18 protein-coding genes and 1 pseudogene are annotated in these 23,972 nt (G+C 74.1%); 14 read left to right on the forward strand and 5 right to left on the reverse strand.

All coding sequences use genetic code 11. The features are described from left to right. Nucleotides 1–3 precede the first annotated feature (3 nt). Nucleotides 4–1,695, reverse strand: coding sequence for a penicillin-binding transpeptidase domain-containing protein (locus tag H030_RS0109550; protein WP_027005952.1), 1,692 nt, complete (start codon nt 1,693–1,695; stop codon nt 4–6). A 159-nt stretch (nt 1,696–1,854) separates the two neighbouring features. Here H030_RS0109550 and H030_RS0109555 point away from each other — a divergent pair, with 159 nt between their 5' ends. The 7 genes from H030_RS0109555 (at nt 1,855) to H030_RS40420 (ending at nt 16,569) form a co-directional block, all read left to right on the forward strand. After that, nucleotides 1,855–3,018 carry a MarP family serine protease gene (locus H030_RS0109555; protein ID WP_027005953.1) on the forward strand — a complete coding sequence of 388 codons (1,164 nt, stop codon included), beginning with the start codon at nt 1,855–1,857 and terminating at the stop codon, nt 3,016–3,018. Nucleotides 3,019–3,042: 24 nt separating this feature from the next. Next, the gene (locus tag H030_RS30790) at nt 3,043–5,313 is read left to right on the forward strand and encodes a type IA DNA topoisomerase (RefSeq protein ID WP_051222195.1); all 2,271 of its coding nucleotides are present in this window, start codon (nt 3,043–3,045) and stop codon (nt 5,311–5,313) included. Nucleotides 5,314–5,332: 19 nt separating this feature from the next. Continuing rightward, nucleotides 5,333–6,109 carry a hypothetical protein gene (locus tag H030_RS36795; RefSeq protein WP_051222197.1) on the forward strand — a complete coding sequence of 259 codons (777 nt, stop codon included), beginning with the start codon at nt 5,333–5,335 and terminating at the stop codon, nt 6,107–6,109. A 112-nt stretch (nt 6,110–6,221) separates the two neighbouring features. Beyond that, nucleotides 6,222–6,470 (forward strand): hypothetical protein, encoded by a 249-nt coding sequence (locus H030_RS0109570; RefSeq protein WP_027005954.1) that lies wholly within the window; start codon nt 6,222–6,224, stop codon nt 6,468–6,470. Nucleotides 6,471–6,631: 161 nt separating this feature from the next. Continuing rightward, nucleotides 6,632–9,733, forward strand: coding sequence for a beta strand repeat-containing protein (locus H030_RS0109575; RefSeq protein WP_027005955.1), 3,102 nt, complete (start codon nt 6,632–6,634; stop codon nt 9,731–9,733). 81 nt (nt 9,734–9,814) lie between these two features. Next, nucleotides 9,815–12,727, forward strand: a complete 2,913-nt coding sequence (locus H030_RS0109580; protein ID WP_027005956.1) for a PD-(D/E)XK nuclease family protein — start codon at nt 9,815–9,817, stop codon at nt 12,725–12,727. After that, the gene (locus tag H030_RS40420; RefSeq protein WP_027005957.1) at nt 12,724–16,569 is read left to right on the forward strand and encodes a UvrD-helicase domain-containing protein; all 3,846 of its coding nucleotides are present in this window, start codon (nt 12,724–12,726) and stop codon (nt 16,567–16,569) included. Before H030_RS0109580 ends, H030_RS40420 begins: the two co-directional genes overlap by 4 nt. On the opposite strand, the gene H030_RS30800 is transcribed toward H030_RS40420, so the two are convergent. The 3 genes from H030_RS30800 to H030_RS36800 are packed head-to-tail and all read right to left on the reverse strand — an operon-like array spanning nt 16,566 to nt 18,301. After that, nucleotides 16,566–17,504, reverse strand: a complete 939-nt coding sequence (locus H030_RS30800) for a YihY/virulence factor BrkB family protein (RefSeq protein ID WP_196809061.1) — start codon at nt 17,502–17,504, stop codon at nt 16,566–16,568. The genes H030_RS40420 and H030_RS30800 overlap by 4 nt on opposite strands. Beyond that, on the reverse strand, nt 17,485–17,655 hold the full coding sequence (locus H030_RS38975) for a hypothetical protein (RefSeq protein ID WP_155891946.1): 171 nt from the start codon (nt 17,653–17,655) through the stop codon (nt 17,485–17,487). The genes H030_RS30800 and H030_RS38975 overlap by 20 nt, the downstream gene beginning before the upstream one ends. A gap of 49 nt (nt 17,656–17,704) precedes the next feature. Then, nucleotides 17,705–18,301, reverse strand: coding sequence for an ANTAR domain-containing response regulator (locus H030_RS36800; RefSeq protein ID WP_051222201.1), 597 nt, complete (start codon nt 18,299–18,301; stop codon nt 17,705–17,707). A gap of 109 nt (nt 18,302–18,410) precedes the next feature. Between H030_RS36800 and H030_RS30810 the strand changes: the two genes are divergently transcribed. Continuing rightward, nucleotides 18,411–19,196, forward strand: coding sequence for a SigB/SigF/SigG family RNA polymerase sigma factor (locus H030_RS30810; RefSeq protein WP_051222203.1), 786 nt, complete (start codon nt 18,411–18,413; stop codon nt 19,194–19,196). On the opposite strand, the gene H030_RS39630 is transcribed toward H030_RS30810, so the two are convergent. After that, on the reverse strand, nt 19,123–20,346 hold the full coding sequence (locus tag H030_RS39630; protein WP_027005958.1) for a MerR family transcriptional regulator: 1,224 nt from the start codon (nt 20,344–20,346) through the stop codon (nt 19,123–19,125). The two genes, H030_RS30810 and H030_RS39630, sit on opposite strands and share 74 nt — an antisense overlap. 131 nt (nt 20,347–20,477) lie before the next feature. Between H030_RS39630 and H030_RS0109615 the strand changes: the two genes are divergently transcribed. The 6 genes and pseudogenes from H030_RS0109615 to H030_RS0109640 all read left to right on the forward strand — a co-directional run bounded on the left by H030_RS0109615 (nt 20,478) and on the right by H030_RS0109640 (nt 23,646). Continuing rightward, on the forward strand, nt 20,478–21,239 hold the full coding sequence (locus H030_RS0109615) for a SigB/SigF/SigG family RNA polymerase sigma factor (protein WP_051222205.1): 762 nt from the start codon (nt 20,478–20,480) through the stop codon (nt 21,237–21,239). Nucleotides 21,240–21,265: 26 nt separating this feature from the next. Continuing rightward, complete coding sequence (locus H030_RS0109620; RefSeq protein ID WP_051222207.1) at nt 21,266–21,781, forward strand: DUF6328 family protein; 516 nt, start codon at nt 21,266–21,268, stop codon at nt 21,779–21,781. A 28-nt stretch (nt 21,782–21,809) separates the two neighbouring features. Continuing rightward, the gene (locus H030_RS0109625) at nt 21,810–21,992 is read left to right on the forward strand and encodes a hypothetical protein (protein ID WP_027005961.1); all 183 of its coding nucleotides are present in this window, start codon (nt 21,810–21,812) and stop codon (nt 21,990–21,992) included. A gap of 10 nt (nt 21,993–22,002) precedes the next feature. Further along, nucleotides 22,003–22,302 (forward strand): annotated as a pseudogene (locus H030_RS30815) (hypothetical protein); the annotation flags it as partial. Nucleotides 22,303–22,391: 89 nt separating this feature from the next. Then, the gene (locus H030_RS0109635; protein ID WP_027005962.1) at nt 22,392–23,201 is read left to right on the forward strand and encodes a family 1 encapsulin nanocompartment shell protein; all 810 of its coding nucleotides are present in this window, start codon (nt 22,392–22,394) and stop codon (nt 23,199–23,201) included. A gap of 7 nt (nt 23,202–23,208) precedes the next feature. Next, nucleotides 23,209–23,646, forward strand: coding sequence for a hypothetical protein (locus H030_RS0109640; protein ID WP_155891947.1), 438 nt, complete (start codon nt 23,209–23,211; stop codon nt 23,644–23,646). Nucleotides 23,647–23,972 lie beyond the last annotated feature (326 nt).

Raw genomic sequence — 23,972 nt, forward strand, 5'->3', positions numbered from 1 at the left:
GGCCTAGTTCTTGAGGCCCGCCAGGAGGACCTGGCGGGCGGCCGGGGCTGCGGTGTCGCCGCCGGCTCCGGCGGCGACGAGCAGGACGCCGACCGCGATGCGCGGTGTGCCGTTGCCGGCCGGCGCGTAGGTGGAGAACCAGGCGTCGGTGTCCGACGTGTCGTTCTCCTGGTTGGGCGTGCAGGTGCCCGCCGGTGTCCCGGTCGTCGCGGCCGACGACGAGGGCTGGCAGGTCTGCGTGGACCTCAGCTCGGCGGTGCCGGTCTTGCCCGCGACCTTGACGCCCGGGATGTCGGCGACCTTGCCGGTGCCGTAGCGGACGACGCCGAGCATCAGCTTCTCGACCTCGCGCGCGGTCCTCGCGTCGGTCGCGGCGTGCGTCGGCGCGCGGCCCTTCCAGCGGTCCGGGTCGAGCGTCACGTCCGGGCGCCGGCCGCGCAGGCCGATCGTCGCCGCGACGATCGCCATCTGCAGCGCGGTCGCCTGCACGCGGCCCTGGCCGATCGCGCTCGACCCGACCGCGAGGTCGTCGCCGATCTCGCCGGCGGGCGGGATCGACGCGGTCGCCGCGCCCGTGATCCCGGTCGGCTGGTTGAAGCCGAACGCCTCCGCGGTCTGGACGAGCTTCTGTGCGCCGAGCTTCGCGCCCAGCGGCGCGAACACGCTGTTGCACGACTGCGCGAACGAGTTCGCCAGCGTCCCGCCGCACGACTCGCCGTTGGCGTTGCCGAGCTGGACGCCCTCGATCGTCGCCGCGGTCTGGACCGGGAACGTGTCGGTCGGCTTGGCGACCCCGTTCTGCAGGACGCCGGTCGCCGTGATGATCTTGAACGTCGAGCCCGGAGGCTGCAGGCCCGAGAAGCCGATGCCCGCCGCCGCGAGGATCTCGCCCGTCTTCGGGCGCAGCGCGACGACGCCGCCGTAGCGCCCGGCCAGCGCCTCGACGGCGGCCGCCTCGACCTTCGGGGCGATCGTGGTCCGGACCGGCGCGGCCTTCCTCGGCGCGCGCTCGGCCAGCAGCCGCGCGCCCGCGCGCAGCTGGCCGCCGGGCGTCCCGGCCAGCCGTGCGTCGAACGAGCGCTCCAGGCCGGTGATGCCGACCTGCGCGTCGCTCGGGTAGCCGAGCCTCGCCGCGGTCGACTTGTAGGTGTCGGGGATCGGGCCCAGTGCGCCGACGATCGCCGCCGCGGTCGGGCCCAGCGGCGAGGTCCGGTTCGGCCCCTGTGCCAGCGGCGTGCCGTCGCGCGCGAGCAGGTCGCCGCGCGCCGGCATCTCGGTCGTGCGCGTGAGCCTGTCGCCGGCGTGCAGGCCCGGGAACGTGTCGTCGGCCGCCCAGTCGATGCGCTCGTCGTCGCCGTCCTTGACGACCTTCAGCGCGACCGTCCCGCGGACCGGCCCGAACGCGCGCGTCGTCACGGTCACCGGCAGCTGCCAGGTGCCGTTCGACCTGTAGGGCCTGCCGGTCTTGACGCGCGTCGCGGTCGCGATCCCGGCCGCGTCGGTGTAGCGCGCGGCGAACGTCCTGCCGCTGTAGCGGTCCTGGTCCTCACCGGTGGTCTCGTCGCGCATCGCGCTGTAGTTGCCGGCGTCCCAGGCGTGGGCGAAGCGCACGACCGTGTCCTGCTCCGACGGCCCGCCGCCCTTGACGACGAAGAAGATCCCGCCCGCGGCGACCACCACGACGCCGATGGCCACGGCGCGGCGCGCACGCGTCCGAGCGCGCGAGGGGCGTGGCGATGGCGGCATCGCGCCTCACGGTACCGGGCAACTGCGGGGACTCGGCGCGCCGGTGAGCGATCCGGCCCGGTCTTGGCGCGGAATGGATCGCGATGCGCCCAGATAACCTCTTCCCGGTTGACGCGCATCGACTGGCTGATCGTCGCCTTCACGATCGTGATGGCCACCATCGGATGGCGGCAGGGGTTCGTCGCCGGCGCGTTCGCGCTGGTGGGGTTCGCCGGCGGCGCCTTCCTCGGGACCCGGATCGCCCCGGCCCTGCTGCACGACGGCTCGTCGTCGCCCTACGCGCCGCTGGCCGCGCTGGTCGGCGCGGTCGCGGGCGGCTCGCTGTTCGCCGGGATGTTCGAGTCGGTCGGCTACGTCGTGCGGCGGATGGTCCCGGTGCCCGGGGTCCGGACGCTCGACGGCGTCTTCGGCGCGGCGCTGAGCGGCTGCATCGCGCTCGGGCTGGCGTGGCTGGCGGGCGCGGTGCTGCTCCAGACGCCGGGCCTGACCGACGTGCGCCACGACATCCAGCGCTCGCAGATCCTGCGCAGGCTCAACGCGGTGCTGCCGCCGTCCGGGCCGATCCTCAACGCGCTCGCGCGCTTCGACCCGTTCCCGGAGGTCGACGGCCCGGCCGCCGACGTCCCGGCGCCGTCACCCGCGGTCGCGCGCGAGCCGGCGGTCAAGGCCGCCGAGGCGTCGGTGGTCCGGGTGCTCGGCACCGCGTGCGGGCTGGCGATCGAGGGCTCGGGCTGGGTCGCGGCCGACGGGACCGTGGTGACCAACGCGCACGTCGTCGCGGGCGAGTCCGACACGGCCGTCCAGGAGCGCGGGGTCGGTCCGAGGCTGGACGCCACGCCGATCGCGTTCGACAAGAAGAACGACGTCGCGGTCCTGCGCGTCTCGGGCCTGTCGGGCAGCGCGACGCCGCTGACGCTCGCCGACCGGCCCGCGTCCGGGACCAGCGGCGCGATCCTCGGCTTCCCGGAGGACGGGCCGTACTCGGTCCGTGCCGCACGACTCGGTCAGACGCGCGTGGTGGTGTCCCAGGACGCCTACGGCCAGGGGCCGATCGCGCGCTCGATGACGACGTTCCGCGGCGTGGTCAGGCCCGGCAACTCCGGCGGCCCGATCGTCGGGACCGACGGCCGCGTGCTCGCGACGGTCTTCGCGCAGTCGACGAGCACCAGGCGCCACGGCGGCTTCGGCGTCCCCAACGCGCTCGTCCGGGCGGCGCTGGACAGCGCGGCGACGGCGCGCAGGCCGGTGTCGACCGGCCCCTGCGCGGAGTGACGACTCGCTACGCTCCGCGATCACATGGGCAAGATCCTCGTCATCGCCGAGAAGCCATCCGTCGGACGGGACCTGGCGCGGATCCTCCCAGGCCCCTTCGAGAAGAAGTCGGGCGCGGGGGAGAAGACCGAGCGCTCGCTCGAGGGCCCCGAGCACATCATCTCCTGGGCGGTCGGCCACCTCGTCCAACTCGCCGAGCCCGACGAGTACGACGACAAGTACAAGAAGTGGCGCATGGCCGACCTGCCGATCGTGCCGCCGAGGTTCAAGCTCGTGGTCCGCGACGAGCGCTCGCAGAAGCAGATGTCGGTGGTCAAGGCGCTGCTCAAGCGCGACGACGTCGACCTCGTCATCAACGCCTGCGACGCCGGCCGCGAGGGCGAGCTGATCTTCGCCTACCTGTTCGAGAAGGCCGGCGCCAGGAAGCCCGTCCAGCGCCTGTGGCTGAACTCGATGACCAACGACGCGATGCGCGAGGGGTTCGCCAACCTCCGCGACGGCTCCGAGCTCGCCAGGCTCGAGGACGCCGCCCGCTCGCGCTCGGAGGCCGACTGGATCGTCGGCATGAACGCGACGCGCGCCGCGACGATCCGGCTGCGCTCGTCGTTCGACGGCGCGGTCTCGCTCGGCCGCGTGCAGACGCCGACGCTGGCGATCCTGACCCGCCGCGAGGAGGAGATCCGGGCGTTCGTCCCGGAGCCCTACTGGCTGATCGACGCGCAGTTCAAGGCCGACGGCAACCGCCAGTACGAGGGTCGCTTCCACGCCGGCGCCCAGCCGCGGATCGCGACCGCGGCCGAGGCCGACGAGGTCGCCGCGGCCGTACGCAGCGGCGGCATGGGAACGATCACCAAGCTCGAGAAGACCAAGCGCACCGAGAGGGCGCCGTTGTTGTACGACTTGACGTCGTTGCAGCGGGAGGCCAACACGCGCTACGGCTTCAGCGCGCGGCGCACGCTGGCCGCGGCGCAGCGCTGCTACGAGGAGCACAAGGCGCTCACCTACCCGCGTACGTCGTCGCGGTACCTGACGAGCGACATGGTCCCGGAGCTCAAGGAGGTCGCCGCCCACGTCGGCGAGGCGCCGGAGTACAACAAGGCCGCGCAGTACGTGAACGGGCTGGACCTGCTGCCGCTGGGCCGCGTCGTCGACGACGAGAAGGTCGGCGACCACCACGCGATCATCCCGACCAACGCCTCCCACAAGCTGGAGAGGATGAACGACGACGACCGTCGCATCTACGACATGGTCGCCCGTCGCTTCCTCGCCGCCTTCCACCCGGACGCCGAGTTCGAGAACACGCGCGTCGAGACGACCGTCGCCGAGCACATCTTCCGCACGCGCGGCAAGGTCCTGGTCGTGCCGGGCTGGCGCGGCGTCTACGGCGAGGAGGCCGACGACGGCTCCGGGCGTGACGAGGAGGACGAGGGCCGCGACCAATCGCTGCCCAAGCTCGAGAGGGGCGAGGACGTCGACACGCTCGCCGTCGAGGTGCTCGCCAAGGAGACCAAGCCGCCGCGGCGCTACTCCGACGCGTCGCTGCTGGGCGCGATGGAGACCGCGGGCAAGCTCGTCGACGACGACGAGCTGCGCGAGGTCATGAAGGAGTCCGGGATCGGCACGCCGGCCACGCGCGCGGCGATCATCGAGCGCCTGATCGACGTCGGCTACGTCGAGCGCGACGCGCGCTCGCTGGTCCCGACCGAGAAGGGCATGAACGTCATCCGCCTGCTCGGCGACCACCCGCTGACCTCGCCGTCGCTGACCGGCGACTGGGAGAAGCGCCTGGCCGAGATCGAGGCCGGCGGCGTCGAGCGCAGGGTGTTCATGGCCGACATCGCGAGGTTCGCGGAGTTCACGATCGGCGACCTCGACGCCAAGCTCAGGGACGTGCGGATCCCGCGCGCCAACCTCGGCCCGTGCCCGATCTGCGGCCGCGACATCGTCGAGAACCGCAAGGGCTACTCCTGCTGGGGCCGCGAGGATCCGGGCTGCGGCTTCGTGATCTGGAAGGCCAAGGCGGGCAAGAACCTGCCGCCGGCGATCGCCAAGGAGCTGATCGCGCGCGGGAAGACCGAGAAGCCGGTGACCGGCTTCAAGGGCCGCTCGGGCCGCTCGTTCCGCGCGCGCCTGGCCCTCGTCCAGAACGAGGAGGGCCGGATGCGCGTCGAGTTCGACGAGGCGTGGGCGAAGGAGGGCTTCAGGGAGGCCCAGACCGACGACATGGAAGCGGGCGCCACCAAGGACGCCGCGGCTGCCGACGCGGCGGCGAGCGGTGCGACGGCTGCGGCCTAGCGTTGTCGTAGTTCTTGCGGTGGCGCTGCTGGCGGCGGCGCCGGCCGCCGCGCACGCGGCGGCCGCGGGGTCGGTCACGCACGCCGCGGGCGCGGTCAGCGCGACGGTGGCGTGGGACGCGACGGCGGACGCCGGCGACCTCGGGATCGCCAACCCGCAGCTGTGGGTCGTGCGCGGCGGGGTCCGCTACGACCTGACGATCGCCGACATCTGCGAGGAGGGCTGCGTGCTGAGCGCGGACTCCAGGGCGTTCCCGTCGATCCTGAAGGTGGCCGACCTCGACGGCGACGGCGAGCCGGAGGTCCTGGTCGACACGTTCTCGGGCGGCGCGCACTGCTGCCTGACCACGCGCGTCGAGGTCTGGGACGGCACCGGCTACCGGTCGCACGACGTCCAGTGGGGCGACGTCGAGTACACGCTGAAGGACGCCGACGGCAACGGGACCCAGGAGCTGGTCGGGTCCGACCCGCGGTTCGCCTACGCGTTCAGCTCCTACGCCGACTCCGGCTTCCCGGTGTTGGTGTACAACCTGGTCGGCGGCCGGCCGGTCGACACCACCAAGAAGTACCCCAAGCTGATCGAGCACGACGCCTTCCACTGGCGCGGCGACGTGCGCGCGGCGAGGAGGGGCGCGGACGTCCGCGGCATCCTCGCCGCCTACGCGGCCGACGAGTACCGGCTCGGCCGGGGCAGGAACGCGACCGCCGAGATCGCCCACCAGCGCAGGCTGGGTCACATCTCGAAGGCGTTCGGGCCGTTCCTGCTGAAGCGGCTCAGGGCCTGGCAGTACCGCTGAGTGAGCGGCGCGGCGCCGGCCGGCCTCGGCATCGAAGCGCCGGCCGTGACCGAGCCCGACGGGACGATCGAGAGCGAGGGCGACGGCGCTCCGCTACGTCTACGCGACGCCGGTGTCATGCAGGCTGCAGGCGTACGTCGGCTCGGCCAGCACGGGGGTCGCCAAGGTCGTGCTGCGGTTCGCCGACGGGTCGACGAAGCGGCTCCCGCTGCGCAGGGCGCCCAGGGCCTGGCACTACGCGGGCCACATGATCGGCGGGTTCGTCCACACCACTTCCCGGGCCATCGGGGTCCGCGCCTACGACGCGCACGGCCGCGTCGTCAAGGGCGCCCAGTGGCAGCCGGATCCGACCTGCCCCTGAGGCACGGTCGCATACGCTTTCGCCGGTCAGGGCGCTGACTGACAATGGGCTCAGGCTCAGCACATGTCCAATTGCCGCAAGGGCTCCGCACGGTCAAAGTGCCGTCCGTGCACGAACCGGTGGCAGGGATCGTCCGCGCGTCTCGGCGTGCGGTTGGAGCGATGGGGGCGGCGTTCGCGCTGCTCGCGCTCGGCGCGGGCGCGGCGAGCGCCGACCCGGCGTGCACCGTCTCGTGGACCGGCAGCGGGGGCGACGCGCAGTGGACGACGGCGGCCAACTGGTCGACCGGCAGGGTCCCGGCGAGCGCCGACCACGCGTGCATCGCGGGCTGGGGGACGATCACGGTCTCCGGCGCCGCGGCGGCCGGCTCGGTCACCGCGGGCGCGGCGACGCTGGCGCTGACCGGCGGCGCGACGCTGACCGTCTCCGACCCGGTCAACGGCTCGCTGGTCGCGGGCCTCAGGCTCGACGGCGGCACGCTGACCGGCGCGGGCGCGCTGCACGTCGGCTCCGCGCTGACCTGGAACGCCGGGACGCTCTCGGGCTCCGGCGCGCTGGTGGTCGACGCGGGGGCGACCGGGACGATCGCGCCCGGCGCGGGCGCCGCGGTCACGCTCGACCAGCGCACGCTCGCCAACCACGGCACGCTGACGCTCGCCTCCGGCACGTTGTTGATGAACAACGCCGCGACGCTGAGCAACGACGACATCTTGGCCATCGACTCCGAGGCGACCGACTACGGCGCCGCGGTCACCGGCGACGGCACGATCTCCGCGACCGCCGCGGGGACGATCCAGAAGGACAGCGGGACCGGCACGACCGCGCTCGCCACGGGGCTCGACGTCTCCGGCCTGCTCTCGGCGGCGACCGGCGCGCTGCAGCTCAACGCGGCGCCCGCCGGGCGCACGGCGGCGGTGCGCGACGGCGCGACGCTCGACGGCGTCGTCAAGCTCGCGGGCACGACCGCCACGATCGGCGACGTCGACGCCGGGACCGCGGACCTGCGCGTGTCCGGCGGCACCGTGTCGGTCGACGACGGCACGACGCTCGGCGCGCGGCTGCTCACGGTCTCCGGCGGCACGCTGGGCGGCGCGGGCGACGTCCGGATCTCCAGGATGCTGACGTGGACCGGCGGCACGCTGTCGGGCTCCGGCACGACCGCGATCTTCGCCGGCGCCGCAGGCTATGTCGCGCCCGGCGCGGGCCAGTCGGTCACGCTCGACGGCCGCACGATCGACAACCAGGGCGCGCTGACGCTCGTCAACGGCGCGCTGAGGGGCGCCAACGGCGGGATGATCGCCAACGGCAGCACGTTGTACGCCAACTCCGAGGACGCGAGCGCGTTCGGCGGCAGCGGCGTCCTGGCCAACACCGGGACGGTCGTCAAGAACGCCGGCAGCGCGACGACCGCGATCGGCTGGACGGTCACCAACACCGGGACGCTCGACGCGGGCAACGGCACGCTGCGCCTGTCGGGCACGACCGCGCTGAGCTCCGGCACCCAGCTCTACGGCACGATCGCGCTGGCCGGCCCGGCCACGGCGAGCGGGACGATCAGCTCCTCGTCGGCCGCCCTCGGGCTGCCCTCCGGCGGCTCGCTGGCGGCGGGCACGGCGCTGACGGTCTTCTCGCTGAACCAGTCCGGCGGCGCGATCACCGGCACCGGCACCATCACCATCAACAGGACGCTGACCTGGACCGCCGGGTCGACGACCGGCTCCGGGACCGTCCTGCTGCCCGCGGCCGCGACGGGGCTGATCGCCCCCGCGCTGACCACGCGCCTGTCCACGCGGACGCTGGAGAACCACGGGACGCTGACGTTCAACGGCGACCCGCTGCACCTCACCGCGAAGGCGACGATCGACAACGAGGGCACGGTCCTGCTCGCCCACGACGGCGTGGCGGTCGACAGCTCCTCCACGTCCAGGTTCATCAACAACGGCACGGTGCGCAAGACCGGCGGCGCCGACGCCACGGGGCTCGCGATCGCGTTCGACAACGAGGGCACGGTCGACGGCGGCAGCGGCAACGGCATCGCGCTCACCGGCGGCGGCACGCCCAACGAGGCGGGCGCGTGGGCCGGGAACGTCGCGCTGACCGGCGGCGCGTTCACGCTCGGCGCCCGGGTCGCGGCGACCGGACGCCTGACCGTCGGGGGCGCGAGCGTCTCGGTGGGCAGCATCGAGCTGAGCTCCGGCACGCTCGCGCTGGCCTCCGGCACGCTGACGCTCGCCGACCCGGACGCGACCACGCACGTCGGCGGCTTCGCCCAGTCCGGCGGCACGCTCGCGGGCCCGGGCTCTCTGCAGGTGATCGGCGCGCTGACGTGGTCCGGCGGCACGCAGAGCGGCGCGGGCACGACCGAGCTGGCGGGCGGCGCGACGTCGCGGATCGACGGCGCGGGACCCGTCACGCTCAGCGCGCGCACGCTGCGCAACGAGGGCGCGCTGAGCTGGAACGCCGGCGCGGTCGCGGTGCAGGACGGCGCGGCGCTCGTCAACGACGGGACGCTGGCGCTCAACGCCGAGGGCGCGGCGCTGACCTGTGGGCCGCGGTCGCTGATCGTCAACGCCGGCACGCTCGGCAAGGACACCGGGACCGGGACGACCACGACCGCGTGCGCGATCGACAACGGCGGCTCGATCGCGCCGGCGAGCGGGACGCTCACGCTGCCCGGCGCCGTCAACGGCGCGGCGGGGACCGTCGCGACCGCGTCGGCGACCGTCGACTGCTCGACGACCGCGAGCGCGGCGCCGAGCAACATCGATGACCTGGTCCGCGCGCTGATCGCCGACCCGGGCGACGCGACCGCCGACGCCGCGGTGTGGGCGAGCGACCGCGTGTCCTACGGCGACCCGACCACGGTCGTGATCGGCGACAGCGACGCGCGCGCCACCGCCTACGCGACCGCGCACGGCTACTCGGCGTTCGCCTCGACGCAGACCGACCCGGCCGCGTGGCTGGCCGAGCAGGCCGCGTTCCTGCGCGGCGCGATGGCCGACGGCGCGACGATCGTCGACCTCGGCCCGCACGACACGTCCTCCACTGCGGTCCTCCGCCCCTGGAAGACGCTCGCCGCGCGCCTGCTGCTGACCGCCCGCGCCTACCCGGTCCAGAGCGCCGACGCGCCCTACGACCCCGCCACCTGCGAGACGCCGACGACGCCGGCGGACCCGCCGCCGGTCGTCACCGACCCCGGCCACCACCATCACCACCACGGCAGCACGAGGGCCCGCGTGGCGCTCGCCTCGCGCCGCGGCTGAGCCGCCGCCGGCCGGCGCCCCGTCAGCGCGCGCACGGCGTGCGGCGATGCGTCGGGTGCGGGTGCCACCCTGTCGGACCCGTTGCCCCTCCAGCTCATCACCGGACCCGCGAACGCGGCCAAGGCCGGCGTCGTGCTCGACGCCGCCCGCAACCGCGCGGCGCAGTCGCCGCTGCTCGTGGTCCCGACCAGCGCCGACGTCGACCGCTACCGGCGCGAGCTGGCCGGCGGTGGCGCGGTCCTGGGCGTCCGGATCGAGCGCTTCGACGGGCTGCTGCGCCAGCTCCAGCGCGCGGCGGGCGTCTCCGGGCGCACGTTGACCGAGCTGCAGAAGGAGCGCGTCGCCGCCGCCGCGATCGCGGCGACGACGCTCGACCGCCTCGGCGGCGCGGCCCAGACGCCGGGCTTCCCGGTCGCGCTCGCGGCCTTCGCCGAGGAGCTGGGCGAGGCCCGTGTCGAGCCGCCGCGCTTCGTCGCCGCGCTGCGCCAGTGGGCGGCCCAGGACCCGGCGCGCGCGGGGTTCGCCGAGGAGCTCGGCGCGCTCGTGCTCGCCTACCGCCGTGAGCAGGACCGCACCGGCCGCCGCGACCGCCCGCGCAACGTCACCGCCGCGCTCGACGCGCTGCGCGAGGACCCGTCGCGCTGGGGCGGCACGCCGGTCTTCCTGTACGGGTTCGACGACCTCAGCCCGCTGCAGCGCGACGTGATCGACACGCTCGCCAACGCGGTCGGGACCGAGGTGATGATGTCGCTCACGTTCGAGCCCGGCCGCGCCGCGTTCGCCGCGCGCGCGACGCTGCACCAGGACCTGCTGGCGCTCGGTGCGACCGAGCGGCGCCTCGACGCGGTCGCCGACTACTACGCGCCGGACGCGCGCGCGGCGCTGCACCACCTGGAGCGCCACCTCTACGAGCCGACGCCGGAGCGCGTCGCGCCCGGCGCCGCGATCGCCGCGCTCGAGGGCGGGGGAGAGCGGGCCGAGGTCGAGCTGGTCGCCGCCGAGGTCGCGCACCTGATCGACCACGACGGCTACGCGCCCGAGGAGATCGCGGTCGTCCACCGCGGCCTCGACGCGGCCGCGCCGCTGATCGACCTCGTCTTCCGTGCCTACGACGTCCCGACGGCGGTCCGGCGCACGATCAAGGTCGGCCACACCGCGCTCGGCCGCGGCCTCGTCGCGATGATCCGCTGCGCGCTCCTGGACGCGAGCGCCGACGACCTGCTCGCCTGGCTGCGCACGCCCGGCGTCCTGACCACGCCCGCGTTCGCCGACAGGCTGGAGTCCCGCGCGCGCCGCGAGGGCGCCCGGACCGCGGCGGAGGCGCGCCGCCTGTGGGAGCAGGAGCGCTGGTCGCTCGACACGCTCGACCACCTCAGCAACGCCTATGAGAAGGGCGGCGTCCGCGCGCTGGCCGAGCGCGTCGCGGCCGAGACCGCGCTGCTGCTCGCTGCGCCGTATCGCCGCCAGGCGCACGTCTTCGACGCCGAGGGCGAGCTGGACGCACGCGTCGCCGCCCAGACCCGGCGCGCGCTGCGCGAGCTGTCCCAGCTCCCGCCCGAGCTGCAGCCGGACCCGGCGGCGCTCGTCAACACCATCAACAACCTCGAGGTCTACGTCGGCGCCCAGACGACCGCGGGCCGCGTCGTCGTCACCAAGCCGCAGTCGCTGCGCGCGCGCCGCGTCCGGGCGCTGTTCGTGCTCGGCTGCAACGAGGGCGTGTTCCCGGCGCCCGCGCGGCCCGAGCCGTTCCTGGGCGACGACGAGCGCCGTGCGATCAACGCCGCGTCCGGGCTGCGGCTGCGCCTGCACGAGGACCAGCTCAACATCGAGCGCCTGTTCTTCTACGCGGCGATCTCGCGGCCGACCGAGCGGCTCGCGCTGTCCTGGCACGCGGCCGACGACGAGGGCGCGCCCGCGGTCCGGTCGCTGCTGATCGACGACGTCGCCGACCTGCTCGACGATCCCGACTGGGCGCGCAGGCCGCGCCGGCGCGAGCTGGGCGCGGCGGGCTGGCCGGCGGCGCAGGCGCCGACCGAGCGCGAGGCCGCGCGCTTCGCCGCCGCGGCCGCGCCGCCCGCCGAGCCGCCGCTGATCGGGCCGCTGCGCAGCACCGCCGCGCTCGGGCCGCTGCGCGAGCGCCACACGTGGTCGGCCTCGCAGCTGGAGGTCTGGACGTCGTGCCCGGTCAAGTGGTTCGTCGAGCGCCACCTGCGCCCGGAGGTGCTGGTCCCGGATCCGGAGCCGATGATCCGCGGCGAGCTGGCCCACCGTGTCCTGGAGCACGCGCTGTCGTCGCTGGCCCAAGATGGTGGCCTTGCTCCCGAGCGGCTGCCCGAGGCGCGCGCGCTGGTCCGGGCCGCGCTCGACGAGCATGCCGACGACTACAGGATCTCCCCGAACCCGGAGCGGCTGCGCAGCGCGCTGCGCCGGCTGGAGGTCGACCTCGTCCGCTATCTGGAGTTCGCCGCGCACTCGGGCTCGGAGTTCACGCCCGAGCGGTTCGAGGTCCAGTTCGGCAACGCCGAGGACCCGCACCCGCCGTTGGAGCTCGACGGCGGCGCGCTGCGCCTGGCGGGGCGGATCGACCGCGTCGACACCGACGGGCGCGAGGCGATCGTCTACGACTACAAGGGCAAGACCGCGACCGAGCAGGCCAAGTGGCTGGAGAAGGGCAAGCTCCAGATCGGTCTGTACATGATGGCCTTGAAGCATGTGCTGGGTCTCGAGCCGGTCGGCGGCTTCTACCAGCCGCTCGGCGGGGCGGAGGCGCGCCCGCGCGGCGCGCTGCTGCGCGACGCCGATCCCGGGCTCGTGTCCTTCAACAACGACCGCCTCGACGAGCACGAGCTCGACGAGCTCCTGCGCGCCTGCGCGGCCGCCGCGCGGACCGCGGTCGACGAGATCCGCGACGGCGCGCTCGTGCCCAAGCCGGACCAGTGCGCGTACACGGGCGGCTGCGCGCACCCGACGATCTGCCGCTGCGTGACCGCGTGAGCGACGCCGCGTTGTTGTATGACGACTCGGGCGCGATGATCGGCGCCGGCGGGCGCGCGTTCACGCCCGCGCAGGCCGAGGCGATCGCGCGCCGCGAGGGGTCGCTGTTGTTGTCGGCCAACGCGGGGTCGGGCAAGACCTCCGTGTTGAGCGAGCGCTTCGTGCGCTCGGTGCTGGAGGACGGGATCGAGCCGGGGCGGATCCTGGCGATCACGTTCACCGACAAGGCGGCGGGGGAGCTGCGCACGCGCGTGCGCGGGCGGTTCGTGGAGCTGGGGCGGCGCGACCGCGCACGCGACCTCGACGCAGCCTGGATCTCCACGTTCCACGGCTTGTGCGCGCGGATCCTGCGCGCCCACGCGGTCCGGGCGGGGCTCGATCCGGCGTTCGGCGTGATGGAGGACGCCGAGGCGCGCGACGTCCGCGGCGGCGCGTTCGAGCGCGCGCTGGCGGCGTTCCTGGGCGACGGGGCGCGGGCCGACGCTCTGGATCTCGTCGCGGCCTACGGCGTCGACCAGCTGGCGGCGCTGACCGACGTCATCCACGGGCAGCTGCGCAGCGGCGGCATGACGCGGCCGTCGCTGCCGGTCGTGGACGCGGCACCGCCGTCGCCGGACGCGCAGGCGGGCGCGATCGAGGCGGCCGAGGGCGAGCTGGACGCCAGGGACACGCGCAAGTCGGTGATCGGCGCGCGGGCCGCGCTGGCGCGCTGCCGCAGCATGTTGGAGGACTTGCACGGCGCGCCGTCGCTCGCCGACCTCGACGCCGCGGCGTTCAAGCCCGGCAACACGAAGGACCTGAAGGGCGACGGCTGCACGGCGTACCTGGGCGCGCTGGAGGACTTCGCGTCGGGCTGGCGCGACGCGCTGGCGGCGAGGTCGGTCGCGCTGCTCGGCGAGCTGCTGGGGCACTACGCCGACGCCTACAACAACGCCAAGCGGGCGCGCGCGGCGCTGGACTTCGACGACCTGGAGCTGCAGACGCGCGACCTGCTGCGCGCGGTCCCGGCGATCCGGGCCGCGTACGCCGAGCGCTTCGAGCGCGTGATGGTCGACGAGTTCCAGGACACGAACGCGACCCAGCTGGAGCTGCTGGAGCTGCTCGGCACCGACCGCTTCGTCGTCGGCGACGAGCTGCAGTCGATCTACGGCTTCCGCCATGCCGACGTCCGGATCTTCCGCGCCCAGCGCGCCGCGCTCGCCGAGGCCGGCCGCGCCGCCGAGCTGGCGATGAACTTCCGCTCGCGGCCGGACATCCTCGGCGTCATCGACGACGCGCTCGGCGATCTGCACGGCACGGCACACGTGCCGTTCGTGGCGGGCCGCGAAGCCGCGGGGGATGGGGGCGGCGAGCCGGTCGTCGAGCTGCTGCTCACCGACGCCGAGGCGACCGAGGCGTGGCCGGCGGAGTTGTTGTCGTCCTTGCCCTCGACGAGGGCCTCGCGGCGGGCGGAGGCGCGCGTCGTGGCGCACCGGGTCGCGGAGCTGGTCCGCGAGGAGGGCGTCCCGGCCGAGGACATCGTCGTGCTGCTGCGCGCGGCGACCGACATGGCGGTCTTCGAGCGGGCGATCGAGGAGCAGGGCCTGTTGACGCTGGCCGCGGGCGGCCGCGGCTACTGGGGCCGCCAGCAGGTGCTCGACCTCTGCGCCTACCTCGGCGCGCTGGCCAACCCGCGCGACGAGCTGGCGCTCTTCGGGCTGCTCGCCTCGCCGCTGGTCGGGCTGTCCAGCGACGCCCTCGCGGTCCTCGCGCGTGCGGCGAAGCAGGGCAACCGCCATGACCTGCTCGCCGAGGCGTTCCCGGAGCGTGCCGCCGTCGCCGCGCCCGTCGCCGCGGACGACGACGACGACCCGTTCTGGGCCGCGGCCGCCGCCGCCGAGGCGGAAGGATCCGCGGAGCTGGGGGAGACCGAGCCGCCGCCCGCCGACCGCCGCGGCTCGCTGCGCGACCTGCTGCCCGACGGCGACCGCGCGGCGCTGGCGAACTTCATGCCGTGGTTCGCGGAGGAGCGGCGCCAGGCGCCGCGGCGCGGCCTCGACGAGCTGCTGCAGCGCGTCGTCGACCGCACCGGCTACGACCTCCATGTGCTGGGTCTTCCCGGCGGGCGGCGGCGGTGGGCCAACGTGCTCAAGCTGCAGCGGCTGGCGGCGGGCTTCGAGGGGCGGCGCGGGCGCGACGTGCGCGGGCTGATCGACCTCGCGACCGCCGAGCTGGAGGCCGAGGCGCGCGAGACCGACGCGCCGGTCGAGCTCGGCGACGCGACCGCGATCCGGCTGATGACGATGCACGCCGCCAAGGGCCTGGAGTTCCCGGTGGTCGTCGTCGCCGACCTCGGCCGCGCGGGCAACAACTACACCGACGACCTGCTGCTGCGCGGCGACCGCGTCGGCCTGCGGCTGAAGACCGTCGACGGCGGCTCGGCCCGCGCGCTGGAGTACGACGAGCTGCGCGCCGAGTCGCTCCAGGCCGACCTCGAGGAGGAGCGCCGGATCCTCCACGTCGCCTTCACCCGCGCCGAGGAGCGTCTGATCCTCTCCGGGACCTTCGACCCCGACAAGTGGCTCGGCGCACCCTCGCCCGCCGTCGCGCCCCTGCGCTGGCTCGCACCCCGCTTCGTCTCCGGGCTGGCCGCGCTGATCGAGCACGCCGAAGAGGCCACGCCCGCACCGGCGGACCCGGTGGCCGACGCCGCCCGCGCGCGCCTCTCGGTCCGCCTCTTCCGCGAGCCGCCCCCCGAGACCCTCCAGACCCCGGCGCCGATCGCCGCCGAGGCCTCCGGCCCCGGCATCCCCGAGTCCCGCCCGCCGGAGTCACCCACCGGCCAGCTCACCCTCGACCTCTTCGCCCCACCGCCGGCCGAAGCACCCCGCGTGTTCGCGGAGGAGCGCGCGCCGGCGCAGCCGCCCGCGCCCGCCGCTCCGCCCGCGCCCGCGCCGGGGGAGCCGCCCGCCGCCGCGACTCCGCCCGCGCCCGCGACTCCGCCGGCCGCCGTCGCTCAGCGCGCGGCGGCTCCGGCGCGGCCGCTGCCGGCGACGTTGTCCTACACGTCGCTCTCGGCCTACGGGCGCTGCGCGTACCGGTGGTACCTGGAGCGGGTGCTGCGGTTGCCGCGGGAGGATCCGGGGGCGGCGGTCGTGCGGGCGGCGCGGATGGCGGGGCCGGTCGAGGGTGGGTTGGACGCGCTGACGCGCGGCTCGCTCGCTCACGCGTTGTTGGAGGCGTTGGACTTCGCGCGGCCTGAGCCACCGAGCGAGGACGCGGTCCGGGCCGAGGCCGAGCTGATGGAGGCCGAGCTGACGCCCGGCGACGTCCAAGACCTTCAACAACTCGTCGCGGCCTTCGCGCAGTCGACGCTCGCCGCCCGGCTCGCCGGCGCGACCGACGTACGGCGCGAGCACGGGTTCGTCGTCGGCCTCGGCGACGACCACGCGCCGCTGCTCAACGGCGTCGTCGACGTCATCGCCTTCGAGGACGACGGTGGCGCGCTGGTCGTCGACTACAAGTCCGACGTCGTCGCCGACGACACCGACCTGGAGGCCTACGTCGAGCAGGACTACGCCGCGCAGCGGCGCATCTACGCGCTCGCCGCGCTCGGCGCGGGCGCGACCGACGTCGAGGTCGCCCACCTCTTCCTGCACCGCCCCGCCGCGCCGGCGACCGCGATCTACGACCGCGCCGACATTCCACGCCTGCGCGAGGAGCTCGACCACCTCGTCGCCGGCATCGCGCGCGAGGACTTCCGCCCGACCGACACGCCCCACCGCGCGCTCTGCCTCACGTGCCCCGGCCGCCGCGCGCTCTGCGTGCACCCGGAGGACCTGACGCTGCGCGAGACGCCCTAGGCGACGGGCTCGTCGACCGCGACGACCGGCGGCGGCGGACCGCCGCGGCCCGCGGCCTCGGCGCGTTCCAGCTCCGCGTTCAGCTCGGCGCCGAACAGGAACGCGCACGACGACAGCCACAACCACAACAACAACACGATGACCGCGCCCGCAGCCCCGTACGCCGCGCCGTAGGACGAGAAGTTCTTGATGTAGATGCCGAACGCGATCGACGCGACGATCCAGACGCCAACGCCGGTCACGGCGCCCGGCGTGAGCCAGCGGATCCGCCGCGGCTCGATGTCCGGCGCGAAGGCGTAGATCAACGCGTAGGCCACCAACATGCCGCCGAGCGCGAGCGGCCAGCGCACGACCGACCAGATCACCGCCGCGGTGTGGCCGAGGCCGATCGACCCGAACAGGTCCTCGGTGTAGCCGCCGCCGAGGAACAGCGCGCCGATCACCACCAACAACAGGACGACGAGCGCCAGCGTCACGCCGATGTCCGTGAGCTTCTTGTCCACGAACCCGCGGTCGTCGTCGACCGCGTAGATGCGGTTCAGCGCGCGGCCCGACGCCCCGAACGCGCCCGACGCGCCGTTCAGCGCGATCAGGATCGAGACGACCAGCGCGACGCCGACCGCACCGCCCGACGCGGCGACGATCTTCTCCATCACGGCCCTGATCGCGTCCTGCGTCGCCTGGTCGGCACCGTGGCGGGCGACGTAGTCGACCGCGTTGCTGACCGTGTTGCGATCCCCGATCAGGGAGAACAGCGAGGTGGCCAGGACGATCGCCGGGAACAGCGACATCATGGCGTAGTACGTCAGCGCCGCCGCCACGTCGGTGAGCTCGTGGCGGCGGAACTGCGTGAACGCCCGCTTGGCCGCGCCCGGGTAGTCGGGGCGCGGCCGGGCGAAGGAACCGCTGGCGGCGCTAGAGGCGATTACGGCCACCGAGCCGGCCACCGGCGAGGCCGCCGGAGCCGACGCCGCCGATCAACACCAGGATGGCCGCGACGATGCCCACGATGGCGGGCAGCCCGAGGGCCAGGCACAGCCAGTAGACGAGTGCCGCGACGAGGATGGCGATCAAGAGCTGGATCATGCTCCTGGGAGTTCCCCAGCCGGGGCAACACCATGCACATCCCGACCGCTCAGCCGCCGAGCGATTCCTCGCCGGCGGTGACGTTCCCTGCGACATCCACAACGGTCCGGTTCTTGGAGCGGGCGAACGCGCGGATGCGGTCGAAGGCCTCGCGATCGGTCAGGCCGTGGCGTTCCATCAACATGCCCTTGGCCCGCTCGATCACCGCCCGGCGCTCCAGCGCGGTCTCCAGCCGGCCGACCTGCTCGGTCAGCCGTTGCGCCTCGGCGTGGCGGCGCATCGCGACCTCGATCGCCGACTGCAGCGCGTCACGGTCGCCGCCGCGGACCGCGGCGTAGATGCCGCGCTCGGCGGCCCTGCGCGCGAACTCCGGGTCGTCCTCGTTGGCCTGCATCGCGATCACCGGCCCGTCGGCGAACGCGGTGATCTCCTCGATCAGGTCCAGCGCGTGCTCGTCGTCGGTGTGGACGACGACGATCGACAGGTCCGGCTCCTCGCGCGCGACCGCCTCGGTCACCTGCGCGAGCTCGGTCGCGGTCGCGGTCACGTGGTGGCCGAGCGCTTCGAGGACCGATGCGGTACGCGCCAGCGCCGCTTGATCCTCGTCTGCGGCCAGGACCCTCAACTGGTCGGTTGACGTGTTCACGCGGCCTATACTGTCCGAACCGGCACCGGAATGAAACCGCTGCCCGGCGAGTCCAGCACCTTCCTCCGCGCCCCATCACCCCGGCGCTGCAAATGCACTTCCGCCTTACTTGCAGCCCAACAGCGACCGCGCCCGCGAGGAACGACTCCTCTTCACCCGTCTGGCCCAACGCCAGGACGCCGCCCTGCGCGACCAGCTGGTCGAGCGCTACCTGCCGCTCGCGCGCCAGCTCGCACGCCGCTACCAGCGACCGGACGAACCGCTCGACGACCTGATGCAGGTCGCGGCGCTCGGATTGGTCAAGGCCATCGACCGCTTCGATGTCTCACGCGAGATCGCGTTCTCGTCCTACGCGGTGCCGACGATCCTCGGCGAGATCAAGCGCCACTTCCGTGACAGGACGTGGTCGGTGCGCGTCCCGCGCGACCTCCAGGAGATGGCGCTCAAGGTCGAGCGCGCGGTCGGCGAGCTGACGAGGGACCTGCACCGCCAGCCGAGCGTCCCGGAGCTGGCCAGGCACCTCGACATCACCGAGGAGTACGCGCTGGAGGCGCTGCAGGCCGCGGGCGCCTACCACGCGTCGTCGCTCGACGTGCCGCGCGGCGGCGAGAGCGCCGACGCCGGCTCCGACACGCTGGCCGACACGATCCACGCCGACGACACCAGCTACGACCGCGCCGAGGACCGCGCGACGATCGATCAGCTGATGCGGTCGATCACGCCGCGCGAGCGCGAGGTGCTGCGGCTGCGCTTCGAGCAGGACATGACGCAGGCCGAGATCGGCGAGGTCATCGGCGTCTCGCAGATGCAGGTCTCGCGGCTCATCCGCCAGGCGGTGGCGCGCCTGCGCCTGGCGGCCGCGCAAAGCGGCCAGTCGGCGGCGCTGGGCGACTAGCCCGCTGCAGCTCGCGGACCAGCCGGTCCCGCAGCAGCGCGAAGCCGACCGACGCGGAGATCGCGGCCAGCAGCCGGCGGTTGTCGGCGTCCAGCGGCTCGATCTCGTCGAAGACCATCACCAGCAGGCCGAGCACCTCGCCGGCGACCGCGACCGGGACGCCGACGGCGACCAGCCCCTCCGGCACGCCGAGCGCGTTCGCCGCCGTCTCCTCCAGCCACGCGCCGTCGACGTCGCGCAGCGCGCGGCCGATCTGCGGATGGGCGGCGACGGTCAGCGCGGTCGATCCGAGCGCGCCGCGGCGCGTCCCGTGCAGCGCCAGGCGCCCGGACACGTAGGAGGCGAGGCCGACATCCACGGCCTGCGTCTGGCGGATCAGGATGTCGAGCGCGCTGGCGATCACGTCCGGCCCCGGCTCGTGCTGGAACTCGGCGGCCAGGCCGCCGAGCGCGTCGAGCCAGCGGTCGTGGCGCTCGTCGCGGCGGCGCAGGCGCGCCAGCTCGTCCTCGGCGGCGGCCAGCGCCACGCGCGCCTCGTGCTCGCCGCGCGTCTCGACCCCGACGATCGCCACGAGCGGCCGCTCGCCCGGCGCGCCGGGCAGCCGGTAGACCATCGAGCGCGAGCGCAGCGGCCGCGACCCGGCGCTGACGACGCTGCCGCCCCACGGCGGGTGCTCGACCTCGATCGGGCGCAGGTCCTTGACGAAGTGCTCGCGCAGGACCGCGCCGGTCGCCTGCGCGGCGACGCCGCCGAGCAGCTCGCCCGGCGCGGGGGAGCCCTCGACCGCCCGCAGCGCCGCGTTGCACCACGCCATCCGCAGCGGCTCCGGGCCGCTCACGAGCGCGACCGGGACCGGCGCGCGCTCGACCGCGTGGCGGAACGCGCCGAGCGCCGGGGCCTCCAGCGGCTCGGTCGCGCGGGCGGCGTCGATCGCGTCGGGCAGCGGCGTGCCGGACGCCGCCGCGTGGCGGATCGCCACGACGCGCGCCGCGTCGGCGAGCGCGTAGCGGCGCGGCCCGGACCCGACGCGCACCGGCTCCGGGAAGCCGAACCGGCGCTCCCAGGTGCGCAACCGGTCGCGTGAGACGCCGGTCAGCTCCGCGAAGCGTGTCGCGCTGACCGTCTGACCACCCTTGTCCACGTCGGACATGGCACCAGTTGTTGCCGTCCAGACGGTTGTCCATTCGTGTCCACCTTGCGTGCCCATCCCCAGAAGTGAGGATACGGCCCATCCCCACTTCTGGGGATGGCAGGGCAGGGGACATCTTCCGTGGAGGGGCAATGAGCCTGACGATGGCGACGGCCGCGCGCACCGATGACGTGCGCGGGCTGTTGGAGCGTTGGCACTACCAGGGCGACCGTGCGGCGCGCGACGAGGTCGCCGCACGCATGCTGCCACTGGCGCGCAGCCTGGCGCGCCGCTATGCGAACAAGGGCGAGCCGCTCGACGACCTCGAGCAGGTCGCGTGCGTCGGCCTGATCAAGGCGATCGACCGCTTCGACCTCACCCGCGAAGTGCGCTTCGCGACCTACGCGGTCCCGACGATCGCGGGCGAGCTCAAGCGCCACTTCCGCGACCGCGGCTGGATGATGCGCGTCCCGCGCGAGGTCCAGGAGCTGAGCGGCAAGATCGGCGTCGTGCGCGAGCGGCTCGTCCATGATCTTGCTCGCTCGCCGTCCGTGGCCGAGCTGGCGCGGGCGACCGGCGCCGACGAGGACCGCGTCGTCGAGGCGCTCGCCGCGGCCGAGGCGTACCGGACGCTTTCGCTGGACCAGCCGTTCCAGGACGGCACCGGCCCGCTGGAGGCGATCGGCGACGACGACCTCGGGTTCGAGCGCGCCGAGGCGCGCGCGATGCTCGCCGAGGGGCTGCACGAGCTGCCGCCGCGCGAGCGTGAGATCGTCCGGCTGCGCTACTTCGAGGGGCTCACGCAGCGTGAGATCGCCGAGCAGGTCGGGATCTCGCAGATGCACGTGTCGCGCCTGATCCGCCGCACCGTGCAGCAGCTGCGCGAGCGGATCGCGATGCCGGCCGCCGCCTGAGGGTGTAGAACGTCGGGCGCCGTCCCATGGCGCCCGACGACGACCCCATCCCGCAGCAGCCGAAGGAGGAGGCCCGTCGCGGCGAGGACGAGGCCGAGCGGCTGGACCGCGAGCTGATCGAGCTGCTCAACGAGCTGCGCGTCGTGATGCCGGGCGTGCAGGTGCTGTTCGGGTTCCTGCTGACGGTGCCGTTCCAGCAGCGGTTCGTGGACGTGACCGCGTTCCAGAAGAACGTGTACTTCGTCACGCTGCTGCTGACCGCGGTGTCGATCGCGTTCCTGCTCGGGCCGTCGGCCTTCCACCGCCTGACTTTCCGCCACGGGCAGAAGCCGTACCTGATCCACCTCGGCACGCGCCAGACGATCACCGGGCTGGTGTTCCTGGCGCTCGCGGTCAACGGCACGCTGCTGCTGCTGAGCGACTTCCTGTTCGGCACGACCACCGTCGTGATCGTGATCGCTTGCACGGGAGTGCTTTTCACGTGGCTGTGGTTCGGGCTGCCGCTGTGGCGGCGGTCGACGCGCCATCGTCGCGAGTGGTGACCGCGGGTCGTGGGGTAGGTCGGTCCCGATGACCGTGTTGGAAGTCCCGCAGCCCGTCGAACCGCCGACGCCCGTCGTGCCCGAGCCCGCGCCGACGCCGGCCGTGCCGGAGCCCGGTCCGGGGGTCGAGCCCGAGCCGGTCGGTCCGGACGTCCCGGAGCCGGACGCGCCGCGCGAGGACCCGATCGATCCGCCCGCTCCGGCCGAGTAGATTCCGGGACATGGGCTTCGACCAGTACCACGAGCCTCCGGAGGAGCTGCCGGAGGAGACCCGCACGTTCGCGCGGCTGTGCGCGTCGCTGACCGAGGAGGCCGAGGCGATCGGCTGGTACGAGCAGCGGCTGGCGTTGGAGAAGGACCCGCAGGCGCACGCCGTCATGAGCGATGCGGTCGGCGAGGAGTACAAGCACTTCGCGATGGACCTGGAGTTCCTGCTGCGGCGCAAGCCGAAGTGGCGCGAGATCGCGCAGGGGGTCCTGTTCCAGGAGGGCGACATCGTCGAGCACGGCGAGGCCGCCGAGGCTGCCGCCGGCGAGGGTGAGGACGACGGCGATGCCGGCGGTCCGGGCGACGGCTCGCTGGGCATCGGCTCGCTGAAGGCGGTGTCGCTGTGAGCGCCGGGCATCTGCTGCGCGGCCACGCGCCGATCTCCGAGAAGGCGTGGGGGTTGATCGACGAGGAGGCCAAGGCGCGGTTGACGCCGGGCCTCGCGGGGCGGCGGCTGGTCGACTTCGAGGGGCCGAAGGGGTGGGAGCACTCCGCGACGTCGCTGGGACGGGTGAGCGACGAGGAGATCTCGCCTCTGGATCACGTCGAGGGGCGCGTCCGGCGGGTGCTGCCGCTGGTGGAGGTCCGGGCGCGGTTCGTGGTGTCGCGGGCCGAGCTGGCCGCGGGCGACCGCGGGGCCGAGGACGTCGACTTCGACGAGCTGGACGCCGCCGCGCAGCGCGTGGTCGTCGCCGAGAACACGGCGGTCTTCCACGGCTGGAGCGACGCGGGGATCGACGGGATCGCGCGGCAGTCGCCGCACGACGCGATCCCCTGCGGCGACGAGGTCGACCGGTACCCGTCGTTCGTGGCGCGCGCCGTCGAGACGCTGTTGCGCAACGGCGTCGGCGGGCCGTACGCGCTGGCGCTCGGGCGCGAGGAGTACACGCGCGTCATCGAGATCGCCGAGCGCGGGGGAGTCCTGCTGTTCGACCACCTCCGCAAGATCCTTGGCGGGCCGATCGTCTGGGCGCCCGGAGTCGACGGAGGCGTCGTGCTGTCGCAGCGCGGCGGCGACTTCCTGTTCGACTCGGGCCAGGATCTGGCGGTCGGCTACGAGTCCCACGACGCCGAGAACGTGACGTTGTACCTGGAGGAGTCCTTCTCCTTCCGCGTGGCCTCGCCGGAGGCCGCGGTCGCCATCGTCCGCTGAGTTGTCGGTGCCATTGACAACGCCACCGCTGTCCGGGGTCCGGGCGGCGGTGGCGGCGCTGGAGTCCGCCGGGCTCGAAGTCGCCCTCGGCGGCTCCGGCCTCCTGGCCGCCCACGGCCTCGTCGAGCGCGTGAACGACTGGGACCTGACGACCGACGCGCCGGTCGACGCCGTCCTCGAAGCGCTGTTCGCCGCCGAGCTCCCGGTCTTCGCAGCCCGCGACGGGGCACCGGACGAAGCACCCCACGCCTCCCGCGCGCTCTTCTCCCTCCGCGGCTCTGTCGACCTCATCGTCGGCTTCGCCCTGCTGGACAGCGACGGGACCCGCATCCCCCTCCCGACGCGCGTGACAGGCCACTGGAACACCCTCCCGCTAGGTGACCTCGCGGTCTGGCGCCAGGCCTACACCCTCCTAGGCCACCCCACCCTCACCTCCACCCGCTGACCCTCAGCGGCGCGCCCTCAGCACACGCGCGCCCTCCCCGCAGCACCACCTTCGCCCGTCCCGCGGCCACCGGTCGCAGCACCGCGAACGCCCGGATGAAGGCGCTTCGCTTGGTCGTCGTCGCTCCCGGCACCGCGACCGGTCGCGGTCTTCGCCGTCGGCCGTCCGGCATGGGCATCGAGGGGCGCGACTCGGGGTTGCGGTGATGTGATCGCTGCGGCCGCGGCGATCGGTGCTGGGCCTGGTGGTGCCGCGGGGCGGGGAGTTCGGGATCGAACGAAAGGTCAACGGTGCAAAAGGGTTCGTATAGAACCCAAATGCACCGT

This window comes from Conexibacter woesei Iso977N, assembly GCF_000424625.1.
Lineage (GTDB): Bacteria > Actinomycetota > Thermoleophilia > Solirubrobacterales > Solirubrobacteraceae > Baekduia > Baekduia woesei_A.

Excerpts from the sequence above, each read along its gene's own strand:
- H030_RS30790 (WP_051222195.1), top strand. The coding sequence starts at position 3,043 with ATGGGCAAGATCCTCGTCATCGCCGAGAAGCCATCCGTCGGACGGGAC.
- H030_RS0109575 (WP_027005955.1), top strand. The coding sequence starts at position 6,632 with ATGGGGGCGGCGTTCGCGCTGCTCGCGCTCGGCGCGGGCGCGGCGAGC.
- H030_RS38975 (WP_155891946.1), bottom strand. The coding sequence starts at position 17,655 with ATGATCCAGCTCTTGATCGCCATCCTCGTCGCGGCACTCGTCTACTGG.
- H030_RS39630 (WP_027005958.1), bottom strand. The coding sequence starts at position 20,346 with ATGTCCGACGTGGACAAGGGTGGTCAGACGGTCAGCGCGACACGCTTC.
- H030_RS0109615 (WP_051222205.1), top strand. The coding sequence starts at position 20,478 with ATGAGCCTGACGATGGCGACGGCCGCGCGCACCGATGACGTGCGCGGG.
- H030_RS0109620 (WP_051222207.1), top strand. The coding sequence starts at position 21,266 with ATGGCGCCCGACGACGACCCCATCCCGCAGCAGCCGAAGGAGGAGGCC.
- H030_RS0109625 (WP_027005961.1), top strand. The coding sequence starts at position 21,810 with ATGACCGTGTTGGAAGTCCCGCAGCCCGTCGAACCGCCGACGCCCGTC.